This is a genomic window from Candidatus Eremiobacterota bacterium (assembly GCA_031082125.1).
Taxonomy (GTDB): domain Bacteria; phylum Vulcanimicrobiota; class CADAWZ01; order CADAWZ01; family Ess09-12; genus Ess09-12.
On sequence record JAVHLM010000017.1, the window covers coordinates 125,364 to 140,468 of the forward strand.

The 15,105-nt window shown below is 56.7% G+C and carries 16 protein-coding genes; all 16 read right to left on the reverse strand.

What is annotated here, in order from left to right:
* Positions 1-317 precede the first annotated feature (317 nt).
* On the reverse strand, positions 318-2,048 hold the full coding sequence (locus RDV48_18550; protein MDQ7824805.1) for a hypothetical protein: 1,731 nt from the start codon (positions 2,046-2,048) through the stop codon (positions 318-320).
* Between the two features lie 468 nt (positions 2,049-2,516).
* Positions 2,517-3,488, reverse strand: coding sequence for a rod shape-determining protein (locus RDV48_18555; protein ID MDQ7824806.1), 972 nt, complete (start codon positions 3,486-3,488; stop codon positions 2,517-2,519).
* Complete coding sequence (murA, locus tag RDV48_18560; protein ID MDQ7824807.1) at positions 3,489-4,742, reverse strand: UDP-N-acetylglucosamine 1-carboxyvinyltransferase; 1,254 nt, start codon at positions 4,740-4,742, stop codon at positions 3,489-3,491.
* 80 nt (positions 4,743-4,822) lie between these two features.
* Positions 4,823-5,242, reverse strand: a complete 420-nt coding sequence (gene atpC, locus RDV48_18565; GenBank protein ID MDQ7824808.1) for an ATP synthase F1 subunit epsilon — start codon at positions 5,240-5,242, stop codon at positions 4,823-4,825.
* Between the two features lie 13 nt (positions 5,243-5,255).
* A complete protein-coding gene (gene atpD / locus RDV48_18570; protein MDQ7824809.1) occupies positions 5,256-6,680 on the reverse strand; it encodes a F0F1 ATP synthase subunit beta in 1,425 nt (474 codons plus the stop codon).
* Positions 6,681-6,736: 56 nt separating this feature from the next.
* Complete coding sequence (gene atpG / locus RDV48_18575) at positions 6,737-7,594, reverse strand: ATP synthase F1 subunit gamma (GenBank protein MDQ7824810.1); 858 nt, start codon at positions 7,592-7,594, stop codon at positions 6,737-6,739.
* 33 nt (positions 7,595-7,627) lie between these two features.
* Positions 7,628-9,154 (reverse strand): F0F1 ATP synthase subunit alpha, encoded by a 1,527-nt coding sequence (gene atpA / locus RDV48_18580; protein MDQ7824811.1) that lies wholly within the window; start codon positions 9,152-9,154, stop codon positions 7,628-7,630.
* A 50-nt stretch (positions 9,155-9,204) separates the two neighbouring features.
* Complete coding sequence (gene atpH / locus RDV48_18585) at positions 9,205-9,753, reverse strand: ATP synthase F1 subunit delta (protein ID MDQ7824812.1); 549 nt, start codon at positions 9,751-9,753, stop codon at positions 9,205-9,207.
* Complete coding sequence (gene atpF / locus RDV48_18590) at positions 9,743-10,234, reverse strand: F0F1 ATP synthase subunit B (GenBank protein MDQ7824813.1); 492 nt, start codon at positions 10,232-10,234, stop codon at positions 9,743-9,745. The genes atpH and atpF overlap by 11 nt, the downstream gene beginning before the upstream one ends.
* A gap of 116 nt (positions 10,235-10,350) precedes the next feature.
* Positions 10,351-10,590 (reverse strand): ATP synthase F0 subunit C, encoded by a 240-nt coding sequence (gene atpE, locus RDV48_18595; protein MDQ7824814.1) that lies wholly within the window; start codon positions 10,588-10,590, stop codon positions 10,351-10,353.
* Between the two features lie 328 nt (positions 10,591-10,918).
* The gene (gene atpB / locus RDV48_18600) at positions 10,919-11,710 is read right to left on the reverse strand and encodes a F0F1 ATP synthase subunit A (GenBank protein ID MDQ7824815.1); all 792 of its coding nucleotides are present in this window, start codon (positions 11,708-11,710) and stop codon (positions 10,919-10,921) included.
* Between the two features lie 14 nt (positions 11,711-11,724).
* Complete coding sequence (locus RDV48_18605) at positions 11,725-12,096, reverse strand: hypothetical protein (protein MDQ7824816.1); 372 nt, start codon at positions 12,094-12,096, stop codon at positions 11,725-11,727.
* Positions 12,096-12,323: an AtpZ/AtpI family protein gene (locus tag RDV48_18610; GenBank protein ID MDQ7824817.1), complete on the reverse strand. Its 228-nt coding sequence runs from the start codon at positions 12,321-12,323 to the stop codon at positions 12,096-12,098. The genes RDV48_18605 and RDV48_18610 overlap by 1 nt, the downstream gene beginning before the upstream one ends.
* A complete protein-coding gene (wecB, locus tag RDV48_18615; protein ID MDQ7824818.1) occupies positions 12,320-13,486 on the reverse strand; it encodes a UDP-N-acetylglucosamine 2-epimerase (non-hydrolyzing) in 1,167 nt (388 codons plus the stop codon). Before wecB ends, RDV48_18610 begins: the two co-directional genes overlap by 4 nt.
* 46 nt (positions 13,487-13,532) lie before the next feature.
* A complete protein-coding gene (locus tag RDV48_18620; protein ID MDQ7824819.1) occupies positions 13,533-14,513 on the reverse strand; it encodes an MraY family glycosyltransferase in 981 nt (326 codons plus the stop codon).
* A 30-nt stretch (positions 14,514-14,543) separates the two neighbouring features.
* Positions 14,544-15,086, reverse strand: a complete 543-nt coding sequence (locus RDV48_18625; GenBank protein ID MDQ7824820.1) for a GGDEF domain-containing protein — start codon at positions 15,084-15,086, stop codon at positions 14,544-14,546.
* Positions 15,087-15,105 lie beyond the last annotated feature (19 nt).

The following is a 15,105-nucleotide window of genomic DNA, read 5'->3' on the forward strand; positions in this document are numbered from 1 at the left end:
ACTGTGTTCAGAACCAGCCGGGCCGGCTGATCTCACCTTCTGACGATCATCGCTCCCCTCCGAACAGGATTCCACCATGATGACCGTATCCCCCATGTAATTTCTGCATTCCACGACATGGTTCCTGTAAATTCATGAGATACTGACACCTAAAATAATAATTTTGATAACAGAGCCATATATGCATGATGTCAGTAATAATCTTGAGCAAATAGAGAGAGAAAAATGATCCGCGCAGTATCCCGGTGAAATGAAAGAGCCTGGGGCTCCCCGCCTCCAGGCTCACTTCTTTTGTTTCGGATTCCTTGGATCCTGCCCTACACGGCCTTCTGTACGTCCGCGGCCTGCTTTGCTGTTTCTTCTTTGTTCTCTGTCTTCGTGCCGGGGAGCGCCACGTCTCCCTGGACCGTGTTCACTGCTGCTGGCAGGTTCATTACCGGCGCGCCTTCCTTGATCTTCGCCGAGAAGATGCCGCTCTTTCCTCCATCGGTGGCTCTGATGTCGCCAATCCTGTGGATTTCGCCGTTCTGGTCGATTGCGGCGAGCGGCGGAGGCTTCACCTTCATCGTCGCATCGCCCATGTTCTTGCCCACCTTCACAGGGCTCGGATCGCCGTCTCTCTGGAGCTTCACATCCATACCGGGCTCATAGACCTGCGCCTTGACATTGAATTTCTTGCCCGTATCAAGCCCGGCCCTCTTCATCTTGGCTTCGATGCCCGAGGTATTGACCGCGGCCTTGCCGCCACCGACGCCACCGGCTCCGCCGACACTGGACACTCCGCCGGGCGCTGCGCCCGCGAGTCCCTGAGTCGCGGCCTGCTGCTGAGCAACGGGAGCTGCGCCGAACACCGAGGCTCCACCGGTATCTCCACCTGCCGGTTTGCCAACATTGCCAAGCTCCTGAGCAAGGGGGCTGCCCTCTCTTGTCGCGCCGAGGTTAATCGGCTGCTGTTCCTGCCCCACTGCCGCTCCATCCTGAGTCTCGCCCTTCTGGTCCATCTGGGCAATCGTCTCATCGAGGGAGGATTCAAGAGCCGCCGCGAGCTGCGGGTTATTCTTCACATCTTCGAGTGACAGCTCTTTATCGACTTCCTTCGGCTCCGTCATGATCTTGAAGGGCTTCGGCTGCTCTTCCTCGCCTCCGCCGGCCTGATCAGCCTGCTGGGCAGTCGCCGCACCGGGCTTTTCTCCGGTCTGACCTGTCTGGGCTGCCTGCTGGGTCTGCTGGGTCTGAGCTCCCTTGGCCGCTCCGCCCTTGTCCGCAGCTCCTGCCGCCGGTGCTCCCTGTGCTCCCTGCTGGTCGCCGCCAATTCCGAGCTGCTGGCCTCTCTTCTCGCTCACTTCAATCTGTATGCCGTTATTCCCGGCAATCTCCACCGCCTTTTTAATCTTGTCATCGCATTCTTTCTGGCAGGCCTGGGGATCCTCGGGATTCGAGAAGGAGCCGTCAGCGGCTTTCTTGCCCTTCTTCAGCTTCGAGGAGAAGTCTTTAATGATATTGTCTACTTCGTTGATGTCTCCGCCGATGGTCGGATTATCCTGATCGGCCTTCGCGACGGTCTCGAGCACCTTCTTGATTGCCTTCGCCTCGCCGAGGCACTGCTGCGTGTAGGGCTTGCACTTGTCGGCGCCGCTCACGTCGCTCATTCCGCACATCTGGCCTGATGCCATGGCCTCATCTTTTGGTATCTCGTCGTTCTCATCATAGCAGTCGCTGCAGTCATCCGACATCTCTGTCTGGTCTGAAGCCGCTGCCGCCGAGCCTGTCGCCTGGGCATTGCCCATCTGATCGGCGGTGCTTGTTGAGTTCACCCCGTCCGTGGTGCCTGTGCCGATTGCGGCGTCATCCCAGGGCGTGCCCCCGGTCTTTCCCTGGAGCTCCGCGGGGTTCTCCATGACGTACTTCAGAAGCTGTTCATCGCTTGCACCATCCTGCGCCATCTTCTTCAGGGTCTCCGACCCGCTAGAATCTATCATCGTGCGCAGCATGCTGGCCTGCATCTGAGGGCTCTGATTATAACCTTGACCTATCCCGCCAATATTCATTGTGTCATCCTCCCGTTCATTTTGATTTCCTTACTCACTATATCCCTTCGTTTTAAGGGCTGGTAAATACCCATGATGTTAAAATTTTGTTAACTTTTTTTTAATCATATTGTGACTTTTTTTACGAAATTGTCATAAGTATGACGGGGGGGCAGGCGATCTGATCGTTGACACGGGCCATTCCTCCACTTCCTGGGAAGTTTTCCTCTGATGGCAACAGTCATCCATCACTATTATAGCTTAGAACGCTCTCCATGGCAAGGGGAAACGTCATGGTATCCATGGGCCTGCAGGCCATGCCTTTGACAAAAACCTGGCCATGGAACAGGGCATGGACAGAAAGGATTTTTTGCTATGAATTTTCCCGGCCATGGCATGCTTCCATGATAAAGAGATGCATGAAACAGTCCGAAAGATACAGCGGGCGGGAAAAAACTTCTCCGAAAGAGCAGGGGCTGCCGGGTGCGGTCACATCCGGTAGGAGACGGCTTTCCCCGTGCCTATGGCAACACAGGAAACGGGGTCATCAGCGATACGGACAGGCATGCCTGTCGCCCGCGAGATGAGCCTGTCGATTCCCCTGAGAAGGGCACCGCCTCCCGTGAGGAGGATTCCCCCGTCTATGATATCGGCGGCAAGCTCAGGCGGTGTTCGTTCCAGGACCCTTTTGACGGCCTCAACGATACCGCTCACAGGCTCCTCGATGGCCTCCATGAGCTCGTCAGAGGTGATGGTGATGGTCTTGGGGAGGCCGTTGATGAGGTCGCGGCCCCGCATCTCCATTGAAAGGGGCTCGTCGAGAGGACAGGCGGCGCCTATCTGGATCTTGATATCCTCGGCGGTGCGCTCACCTATCATGAGATTATAGTTTTTCCTTATATAGCGCATGATGGCTTCATCCATTTTGTTGCCTGCCAACCTGATGGATTCGCTCACCACGATGCCGCCCAGGGAGATAATGGCCACGTCGGTGGTTCCTCCGCCTATGTCAACGACCATGTTTCCTCCCGGCTCATCGACATTGAGGCCCGCGCCGATGGCGGCAGCCATGGGTTCCTCGATGAGGCTCGCTCTCTTCGCCCCTGCCGAAAGGGCCGCTTCAATGACGGCTCTTTTTTCGACGCTTGTCACTTCCGCCGGGACACAGATCATGACATGGGGCCTGAAAAGGCGCCACCCCTTCCCGCAGACCCTGTTGATGAAATACTTGAGCATGGCCTCAGTCACTTCGTAATCGGCGATGACGCCGTCACGGAGGGGCCTTATGGCCACTATGTTGGAAGGGGTTTTGCCCAGCATCTGGCGGGCCTGCTCCCCCACGGCAAGGATCTTGTCGGTCGACTTGTCTATGGCAACGACAGAGGGCTCAGAGAGCACTATTCCCCGCCCCTTGACAAAGACCAGCACGCTTGCCGTACCGAGATCTATCCCGAGATACATTCAGCCTATCCTCCTGATATCGGCTCCGAGGCTTACAAGGGCCTCTTCAATGCGCTCATAGCCCCTGTCTATGAATTCAAGGCCAGACACCTGCGATTCTCCCTCTGAGATGAGGGCCGCCACGACAAGTGCCCCTCCCGCGCGGATGTCAGGGGCTTTCACCGGAGCGCCCGAGAGCTTTTCAACGCCCCTTATGACACAGGTCCTGTCAGAGACCCACATATCGGCGCCGAGCCTTCTCATCTCGTCAACATACATATAGCGCCTGTCAAAGATGGTCTCGACGATGATGCTCGTCCCCCTTGCCAGGGTAAGCATGGCAGCCATGATCGGCTGGAGATCAGTGGGAAAGCCCGGATGGGGTGACGAGCTTACCTCAAGGGCGAATGCGGGCCTGCGCCCCTTGACCCGTACCCAGTCCCTGCCGGTAGCGACCTCCTGGTTCGCCATGGTGAGCTTGGCCGTAAGAGCCTCGATAAAATCGGGGTTTGTTTTCCTTATGGTGACATCGCCGCCGGTAAGGGCGCCGGCGATGAGATAGGTCCCCGTGAGGATCCTGTCGGGAATGATCTCATAGTCAATGCCATGGAGCTCCGAGACTCCCTCGATTTCAATGTTGGGGCTCCCCATGCCTGAGATGCGGGCGCCCATCCTGTTGAGAAAACTGGCAAGATCGACCACTTCCGGCTCACGGGCAGCATTCTCAAGGATCGTCCTTCCTTCGGCGAGGGTTGCTGCCATCATGCAGTTCTTTGTAGCACCGACGCTGGTTTTCGGGAAAAAGATCCTGTTTCCTCTGAGGGAATGGGCCTTTACCCTGATATAGCCGTGATCCGACGAAACCTCGGCGCCAAGGCTCCTGAAGCCGTCGAGATGGAGGTTCACCGGCCGGGAGCCCAGGTTGCAGCCGCCGGGGAGGGGCACCTCGGCCTCCTGGTAACGGGCAAGGAGGGGGCCCGCGATATCGAAAGAGGCGTTCATCATGCCCACGAGCTCATAGGGAGCCCGAACTGTGGTGATATTATCGCCGTTGATAACCATCTTCCCGCTCCCGTTGAACTCCACGCGCGCCCCTATAGAGCGGAGGATCTCGCTCATGACGCCCACGTCGGTGATATTGGGAACACGGGAAAGGCACACGTCACCCTTTGCAAGGAGAGCTGCTGCCATGATGGGCAGGGCCGCGTTCTTTGCCCCTGCAGCGACTAACTCGCCTTCAAGGCTTCTTCCCCCGGTAATATGCAGATGAGCCACCTTGAACCTCCATAAAAGGAAAACCTACGCTTCACCGCCTGCGCCCCGGCACTCTCGCGGGTGTCTCAGGTCACTTCTCTCTATTCCTTGATTTCGACACCTGCCACCTTGAGGCAGGCCATGGCCCTCATTTTTCTGAGTCTGTGCTCATCAAACTCCGAGAGCTCCGTGGTGCAGCCCTTAAGAAAGGCTCTCTCCTCGCTGAGCTGTTGTTCCGCCTCGTCTACCTCAATCTCTTCACGGCTCAGGGCAAAGCTTGTCACTACCAGGACCTTGTTCTTCTTCACCGTCACGAAGCCTTCGCCGGTGGCAAGAGAGGTGTCGCTCCCGTCAATGCGCAGGCGTGTCTCTCCCGGCCGGAGCATCGCCACGAGAGGGGCATGATTCTTCAGGATGCCCATTTCCCCCTCCCATCCGGGGAGAAGAAGGTACTCCACGTCGCCCTTGAACTTCACTTTTTCCCTTGAGACTATCTCGCAGTAAAACAGGTTTTGAGGCACACCGCCACTCCTCTCAGTGAGTCCCCGTGGGAACTCCCATCTTTTCTGCCGCGGAAAGCGCATCTGTAAGAGGCCCCACCATATAGAAGGCCTGCTCGGGGAGGTGATCGAGGTTTCCTGACACAAGCTCCTTGAAGCCTTTGACAGTGTCCTTGACAGGCACGTATTTTCCCGCCTTGGAGGTAAAGGCCTCGGCAACGAACATGGGCTGCGAGAGGAACTTCTGGATGCGCCTCGCGCGGGCCACGATAATCTTGTCCTCCTCGGAAAGCTCATCGACACCGAGTATGGCGATGATGTCCTGAAGGTCCTTGTAGCGCTGGAGTATCTCCTGAACCTTCCGGGCCACCTGGTAATGCTCGTCACCGATAAAGCGGGGCTCCAGGACCCGCGAAGTTGACGCGAGGGGATCGACGGCAGGGAAAATGCCCTGCTCGACTATCTGCCTCGACAGCACCGTGCTCGCGTCAAGATGGGAAAAGGTTGTCGCCACGGCGGGATCGGTGATATCATCGGCCGGGACGTAGATGGCCTGTGCCGAGGTGATGGAGCCTTTTTTCGTCGAGGTGATGCGCTCTTCAAGCAACCCCACCTCGGTGGAGAGCGTGGGCTGGTAGCCCACGGCAGAGGGCATCCTCCCAAGGAGGGCAGAGACCTCCGAGCCGGCGAGCACGAACCTGAAGATATTGTCGATGAAGAGGAGCACATCCTGGCCCTCCTCGTCCCTGAAATATTCCGCCATCGTGACGCCTACGAGGCCGATACGGAAGCGCACGCCGGGAGGCTCATCCATCTGTCCGAACACAAGGGCCGTCTTGTCGATAACACCCGAGTGCTTCATCTCAAGCCAGAGATCGTTTCCCTCCCGGGTGCGCTCGCCGACGCCGGCGAAGACGGAATAGCCTCCATGCTCAGTGGCAATATTCCTGATCATCTCCTGGATAAGGACCGTCTTTCCCACGCCGGCCCCGCCGAAGAGCCCCGTTTTCCCCCCCTTGGCATAAGGCTCAAGGAGATCAATGACCTTGAGGCCTGTCTCGAGCATCTCATGGGTAGGCACCTGCTCCTCCAGGGAGGGAGCAGGGCGGTGAATGGGATAGCGCTTGTCGCTTTTCACGGGCCCCCGCTTATCGATGGGCTTTCCCAGCACGTTGAAGATTCTCCCCAGCGTGGCGGGGCCTACGGGGATTGTAATGGGCCCGCCGGTGCCCTTGACCTTCATGCCCCGGTAAAGGCCGTCGGTGCTCCCCAGGGCAAGGCAGCGCACCTGGCTGTTGCCGAGCTCACTCTCCACCTCGAGGCAGAGCTCCCTCTCACGGCCGAAAAGCTCACCCTCTCTTTCCACGATAAGAGCGTCAAAAAGCTGGGGAAGGCTTTCGGGCTCAAACTCGACGTCAACGACAGACCCGATTACCTGTACTATAGTTCCTTCTTTCATGGTTCCTCCCTCGTTCTCTTCACATCCTGCGCACCGCGTCCCTGCCGATGAGACCCCTACTCCTTCCCCATGAGGGCAGCTCCCGTGGCCACCTCCAGGATCTCCGTGGTGATGGACTCCTGGCGGGCCCTGAAGTAGTTGAGCCTGAGCTCTTCCACGAGCTTCTCTGCATTGTCCGTCGCGTTGGACATGGCGTTGATGCGCGCCGCAAGCTCAGAGGTCCTCGCGTCAAGCAGGATCCTCATGATATTCTCCTTGATGTACATGGGTATCAGGAGCTGCAGGGCCTTCGCCGGCTCCGGCTCGAAAAGGGCCCCTCCCTTCGGGCCGCCCCCGGCGGAAATCTCGAAGGGGAAGAGCTTCTCCTGGACCAGGTGCTGCGTGAGCATTGACACAGCCTTGGTATAAACGCAGTAGAGCTCGTCAAAGGCCCCTTTCCGGTATTCTTGAGCGAAGAAGACGGCAAGCTCATCGGCGAACTTCACCTCGGGCTCCCAGGCCAGATAATGCTTGCGTATCACGCAGAACCTCCGGGAAAAATAGCGGTATCCCTTGGTGCCCACTATGTAGAAAAAAGCCTCCCTGTCCCTGGAAAAGGCCCTCAGAAGCCTCTCCGCCTTGCGCATCACATTGAGATTATAGGCACCACAGAGGCCCTTGTCGCCTGTCACCAGAAGAATGGCAGACTTTTTAGCGGGCGTTCTTATCTCCATGAGGGGATAAGAAAAGTCTCCGGCCTGGGAGAGGGCCTCCTGCAGGACTTCAGCGAGCCTCTCCGTGTATGGCCTCCTCGAGCGCAGGAGCCTGTCCACCTTTTTGATTCGTGCCGAAGCCACCATTTTCATGGCCCTCGTGATCTGCTGGATGTTCTGAACACCCTTGATCCTGTCCTGAATGTCCCTTACGTTGGCCATTATGCCTCTCCTTGCCTCCGCCGGGCGGCCGCCTCAGCAGGCGGCTTTTTCCTCTTTCCCGAATATGGTCTTGAATTCCGCAATGCTCTTGTCAAGAGGGTCTGACACATCCTTGTCCAGCTTCTTCTTCTCGTTGAGCATGACTTCTATCTGGGGATAGCTGCTCTTGATGAAACGGATGAACTGATCTTCAAAGTCCGCGAGCCTCGAAAGCTCGATATCGTCAAGGTGCCCGTTCACGGCCGTGTAGAGCATCACCACCTGGTATGCCACCGGCATGGGAACATACTGCTTCTGCTTGAGGACCTCCATGATCCGGGCGCCTCTCTCAAGCTGGGCGCGACTTGCCTTGTCCAGCTCGTCGGCGCTGAACTTGGCGAATACGGCGAGCTCCCTGTACTGGGCAAGATCGAGGCGCAGCGGCCCCGCCACCTGCTTCATTGCTTTTATCTGGGCCGCGCCGCCCACCCTCGAGACCGAGAGGCCCACATCCACTGCGGGGCGGGTCCCCTGGTAAAACAGGTTGGTCTCAAGGTAAATCTGCCCGTCGGTGATGGAAATGACATTGGTGGGAATATAGGCCGACATGTCGCCAAGCTGCGTCTCGATTATGGGGATGGCGGTCAGTGAGCCGCCTCCAAGCTCGTCGGAAAGCTTTGCCGCCCGCTCAAGGAGCCGCGAGTGAAGATAGAAGACATCGCCGGGATAGGCTTCCCTGCCCGGCGGGCGGCGCAGCAGAAGGGAAAGCTCCCTGTACGCCTTGGCGTGCTTGGTGAGGTCGTCATAGACGATAAAGACATCCTTGCCCTCGTACATGAACTCCTCGCCCATGGCGCACCCGGCATAGGGGGCGATATAAAGGAGCGAGGGCGCCTGGTTTGCCATGGCCGCGACGATAATGGTATTTTTCAGCGCGTTATATTTTTCCAGCATCTCCACCACCGCGGCAACGCTGTTGGTTTTCTGCCCGATGGCCACATAGATGCATATCACGTCCTGGTCGCGCTGGTTGATTATCGCATCGATGGCAATGGCGGTCTTTCCCGTCTGCCTGTCGCCCACGCAGAGCTCTCGCTGCCCTCTCCCGATGGGCACAAGGGCGTCGATGGCCTTGATGCCTGTCTGAAGAGGGGTATCAACGGGCTTGCGCTCCACCACGTTGGGAGCCACCGCTTCGGTAGGCCTCGTTTTGGTGTATGGTATGGGGCCCTTGCCGTCTATGGGGTTCCCCAGGGGATCGACCACCCTGCCGAGAAGGCCCCTGCCCACGGGGACCTCGATGATCTTCCCCGTGCGCTTCACCATGTCTCCTTCCTTGATTTCCTCGTCACCGCCAAGCACCACGCAGCCGATGGTATCCTTCTCAAGGTTGAACACAATCCCTCTCGTGCCGCTCTTGAACTCCAGGAGCTCCCCGGCCTTGGCGCCCGGGAGGCCGTAAATGGTCGCGATATTGTCACCCACCTGGATGACGGTACCGTAATCAATCTGCTCAAGCTGTGGCTCGTACGTCTCTATCTCCCGCTTGAGCACACTGGTTATCTCTTCAGGTCGAAGCACGCCTTTCGCCTCCCTTATCTCGTACTTTGTTGCATGCCGGGCAGGTTCCCTCAGGTGAACTGCACGTGCAGCATTCTCTCGTGAAGAGCCTCAAGCTGCCCTGCCAGGCTCCAGTCTATAATGGTGCCCTCAAGCCTCACCACCACTCCCCCTATGAGCCCGGGCTCGACCCTGGTTTCAAGAAGGACCTTTCTCCTGGTATACTTTGAAAGAGCTGCGGTGAGGGACTTTTTAAGCGAAGCGGTGAGGGGGACTGCGACCGTGACCTGCACCGCAACGGAGCCCTCGTAATTCTGCACCATTTCATCATATTTTTTTTCAATGCTCTCAAGGTATCCCTCTCTCCTCTTGTCAATGAGCAGATACAGAAAGTTGAGCACCTGGGGAGGTAAGGACTCTGAAAATACCTTTTTCAGCATGTCCTTTTTCACCTCGCAGGGAATCTGGGGATGCTCCAGGGCTCTGGAGAGAAAGGAGCTTGCCAGGATGGTGTTCATGACACTTTTAAGGTGCGTTCCCCATACCTTCACCGCACCTTTTTCAAGAGCCGTCTGGAAAAGCGCCTGGGCATAGCGTTCTGCGATTGAATCACTTAACATCTCCGGTCTCCACCTTCTTGACAAAATCCTCCATGAGGCGCTGATGAGTTGCCTTATCAAGGGAGCTTGCAAGGACCTTGCCCGCCATGGTCACGGCGAGATCGGCCACATAGGTGCTGATGCTCTGGAGCGCCCTCTCGCGCTCGAGCTTTATCTCCTCCTCGCCGCGTTCCTTTTCGTGCTGCGCCTCCTTTTTGGCCTCGTTCACGATGTCGTTCTTAATTGACTCGCCCGATTCGGTGGCCTTCCTGATAATATCCTGGGCCGTCTTCTGGGCATCCCGCAGCTTTGCCTCATAGTCCTGCCTGAGGCCTGCGGCTTGAGCCTTGAGGGCCTCTGCATCCTTGATCTCCTTCTCAATCTGTGTCTTCCTGGCGTTAAGCATTTTTATCACGGGCCTGTAAAGAAAGTGCGTGATCACTGCCAGGAAAATGAGAAAGTTGACTATCTGAATGACTATTGTCGGTATGCTGAGCTCCATTGGTATTCTCAACTCCCTCTCTGTTTTCACTGGCGCCGCCGACCGGCGCCTTCACTTCCGGAAAATCTCCGCTTCAGGCCCTCCCGGCTGCAACAGCCACGGGGGGCCAAAATCCCCTATACTATCTTGATGAAGGGGTTAATAAAGAGGAGCACGAGGGAGACGAGAAGCGCATAGAGCACAAGCGATTCCATAAAGGCAAGACCTATCAGAAGCGTGGGGAGAATCTTGCTCTGCGCCTCGGGGTTTCTCCCGATGGCCTCCATTGCGCGTGCCACGGCGTTACCCTGGCCAAGGCCCGGGCCAATGGTGGCTATCCCTATTCCCAGGGCAGCGGCAAGCGCAGAGAAAACCACAAGCCATCCCTTTGCACCAACCTCATCCTTTTCCTTGTCAGCGGCCAGCGGGCTGCCTGGCTCAACCTTGCCGGCATCGGCGGGCGGTGGGCTTCCCGACTCAACCTTGCCGGTGTCAGCGGGCGACGGGCTGCCTGGCTCATTCCTGCCGGTGTCTGTGGGCGGCGGGGTTCCCGACTCTTCATGCTGGGCCATAAGAGCCGGCATGCCCTCGCCGCTTCCCGGTGACGCAAAGGCCACAGAAGAGGTGATGACCGCACACCATACCATTGTCATCAGAATCAGTGTCGCAAGACTCCTTTTTTTCACAATGCATCCTCCTTTATGTTTAATGTTCTTCTTCTACGGCGCTCGAAATATATGAGAGCGTAAGGACTGAAAAGATAAAAGCCTGTATGAGGCCGGTGAGCATTCCCAGAAAGAGCACGAAAAGGGGTAGAATGTCGGCAACAGGGGCCACCAGGGCGGAGAGGCCCATGATAATAACGACAAAACCCAGCAGTGACGAAGCCACCGTATGCTCGCCAAGTATATTACCCATGAGGCGCACAGAGAGGGAGAGGACCCTCGCGAGCTCCTCCACGATGTTCAGAAGCACGAAAAGCACGAAGAGGGGCGGGATCATGAAGAGCAGGTAGCGCGGCAGGGATTTTATCAGGATGGGAATGGGATGAATCCAGTGCAGCACATACTTCCACCCATGCTCCCTGAAGCCGAAGTACTGGAAGGCGAAAAAGGAAATGAGAGCCAGGGCCGCCGTGGTGCTGATATCCCTCGTGGGAGGCATGGTGAGGGGGAAACCCTTCGGGGTGATGAGGGAGGGGAGGAGCCCCAGCCAGTTGCAGGAGAGCACAAAGAGAAAAATGCTCAGTATGTAGGGAAGGTACTTCTTCCCCTTGCTCCCCATCATTGAGGTGCAGAGATCCTCAAAGTAGGCCACCATGAGCTCAATGAGGCTCTGGAGGCGTGTGGGCACGATCCTGAAGCGCCTTCCCGCGATGAGGCCCATGGCGAGATAGAAGATTATAATGAGGCCCGTCACTATGACGGTGTCACCGTGCACTCTGCAGCCGAAGAGGGTGATTCCATAATAGTGAAAAGCTTCCGATGCAGCTTCCATTGCTTCTTCCTTTTTTAGACTGGCTTGAGTGCCTTCATTTTACTCAAGACGAGCTCACCGTAAACCTGGATGGCAAGGGCACAGGTGATGCCGCAGAAAATGCCGAAAGGATTCGCCCCTGCCCACAGTCCCCCGCCAATAAGCACCATGGCGGAGAGTGACCGGAGCACAAGGGCTCCCGTCGCAGCAAAAGTGCCCTTGCCCGAAAGAACCTGCGCCAAGATGGCTTTTTTCAGCAGGCAGAAAGAGATCGTCGCGGTGCCAAGGCCAAGGATAAAGCCAAATCCTGCACCCCTGTGCAGGAAGAGCAGCACGATGGCTGCAAGGGCACAGGCAATGAAAGGACGAAGCACCGCCGGTCCTGCCTTCCATGATCCTTTCATCATCAGGTATCATCCTTTATAGACTTCATCAATCCCTTGTAGAGGCTCCACCCCCCTGCAGCCATTCCCAGCACGAGGAACAGGAGCGCTCCCCATGGAGCGGTATGAAATATGCGATCACACCAAAGGCCGAAGAAAAGCCCCGCAAGAATACTGCAGATCATGGTGAATCCGAGGCCGGTAACCCATCCCAGATATTGGTAGGGTGATCGCTCCTTCTTTTCGCTCATACGGGCATTGGTGCCTCTGCGAAATCATCGGGCCTGTTCGCCGCGATTCCGGTATAATGCAGGAGCGCGTCAACTGTCCGGCGGGCTGCTTTTCCATCACCGTATGGATTGGCAGCCCTGCTCATTCTGCGGTATTCGCTGCTGTCGGTGAGCAACCGCTCTGTCTCTTTAAAAACCGATTCCATACTCGTCCCTACAAGTTTCGCTGTCCCTGCCCTTATTCCTTCTGGTCGCTCCGTATTCTCCCTCAGCACCAGCACAGGCTTTCCCACGGAAGGTGCCTCTTCCTGGAGCCCCCCCGAATCGGTGAGCACCATGGAGCTTTCCTTCATGAGGCGCACCATGACAGGATAGTCAAGGGGTTCCATCAAAAAAACCCTGGGGACCCCTGCGAGTTCCTTGAACACCACCTCTCTCACCAGGGGGTTCTTGTGGACAGAGAAAGCGATTTCCACGTCCTCAAACTGCCCGACAATCTTTCTGAGCGCCCTGCAGGTCTCGGCCATGGGCTCGCCGAGGTTTTCCCTCCTGTGGGTCTCGACGAAGAGGATCCTGTTCCCCTCTCGGTGCAGGTCTTTCACCATGGGGGGAAGCTCAATGCCGGGAAGCGAGAGGATATGGAAAAGAGCATCGACGACGGTGTTTCCCGTCAGATAGATCCTTTCATCGGCGATGCCGTTCCGGTGCAGGTTCTGCCGGGCCTCGGCGGTAGGCGCGAAATGGATGTCACCCAGGCAGGAGATAAGGCGCCTGTTCATCTCTTCTGGATAAGGGCTGTATTTATTCTCGGTTCTCAGTCCCGCCTCCACGTGGCCGACGGGTATCTTATGGTAAAAGGCTGCCAGTGCTGCCACAAAGGCTGTCGTGGTGTCGCCCTGGACGAGGACTGCGTCAGGCCTGTGCTTTTCCATCACCTTCTCAAGCCCCGTGAGGGCCCTTATGGTAATCCCTGAAAGGGTCTGCTTCTCCTGCATGATGTTGAGATCCTCATCGGTCCTGAGACTGAAAAGCGTGAGGACCTGGTCAAGCATCTCCCTGTGCTGTGCCGTGACCACCACAATGGAATGAACCTCCTCTCTCCCGATGAGCTCAAGTACGACGGGCGCCATCTTGATTGCCTCTGGACGGGTGCCAAAAATACTCATTACTTTAATCTTTTTCATCTGTCTCTCCCCGGCATGATTTTTCCTGCCCGGGCCTCCTCTTCGGTTATTTCACGTAATGGAAAAGAGCGAGCCCGAGTATGCCCAGAAGGGCATTGATTGCATAGATGATAAGCACTACCTGGCGCTGCGAGAGCCCCAGGTTCATAAGACGGTGGTGGATGTGCCCCTTGTCAGCCTTGAATATGGGCTGCCTGTTCTTCGCCCTCCGAAGAATTGCCCAGAGCGTATCCATGATGGGAAGGCCCATGATGAGCACCGGTACAAAGAGGGCAAGGGTCGCAGTGCTCTTGAGAGCGCCGATTACCGAGCAGCTCGCAAAAAGAATCCCTATGAGAAGGCTCCCGGCGTCTCCCATGAAAAGCTGGGCGGGATTGAAATTATAACGAAGGAATCCGAGCGCCGCCCCTGCAAGGCTCGCCATCACCATGGCGATGAGGAACTGCCCCTTTATCAGTGATACGGCGAGGAAAATGAGGGCCGAGATGGTGGTCACCCCCGCAAGAAGGCCGTCAAGACCGTCAAGGAGGTTGAGGGCATTCATGATGCCCACGATCCAGACAAGGGTTACCACGATGCTGAGCCACTTGGGCAGGTAATAGATGCCGGCGCCGAAAGGGTTGCTGATGAAGGTCACGGCCACTCCGAATTGCACGATAATAAGGACGATGACGATCTGGCAGAGAAGCTTCACCTTGGGAGGCATGTTCACTATATCGTCTATAAGGCCCACGAGCATGGTGAGGGTCCCTCCGAGAAAAAGAGAGAAGAATACGGACATCTCCCTGCCGGTGAGCGTATGGCCCGAGAAGGGATAGATTACCGCGGCGATAAGGAGGCTTGCAAAGACGCTCAGGTAAATTGCCACGCCTCCGCAGTAAGGGATTGGGGTCCTGTGCATCTTCCGCTCGCTGGGCTTATCGACTATTTCCAGATCCTGGGCAATGACTTTCACGACAGGCGTGAGAATAAGCGCCAAAAGCAGCGATATGAAAAAGAGCACAAGCAGAAAGACGATTACCGACACAGGAACGCTCCTTGCTCCGACGATCGATCCCTATTTCCCACCGGAAGGCTCCTCCTCGTAGAGTGCCTCCGGATAGATCTTTACCATGTTGCCTCCCTCTTCCCGTGCCATCAGAAGCGCCCTCTGCACCACGCTGAGAAGCTCTTCGGGACTTTTCCCATGGCGGGGAAAGGCTACAATGCCCACGTTCACCGCAACCTTGAGCTCGGGAGCCTCGGGGCTGCCCTTGAAGACGAAAGCCTCAACGAGCTTCCTCATCCTCTCGGCGAGGACAAGGGCGCCTTCTTCGGGCGTCTCGGGGAGAATGACGGCAAAGCAGTCGCCGCCAAGACGGCCCGCAATGTCAATCCTTCTTATCGAGTCCCTCACGAACTTGCCTATCTGCCTCAATATGGAATAGCTGAATCCCGAGCGCAGATCGATATCCTTCACAAAATAGTTGAAATCGACCTCCAGAAAAATCAGTGTCATGTCACGCTTGTAGCGGAGGTTTCTTATCACTTCCTCCTCGAGGCGGAACTTGAAATAATCTTCCTGATAGAGCCCCGTGAGCTTGTCTCTGTTGAAGTACATCTCAATTCCTCGTTCCTTT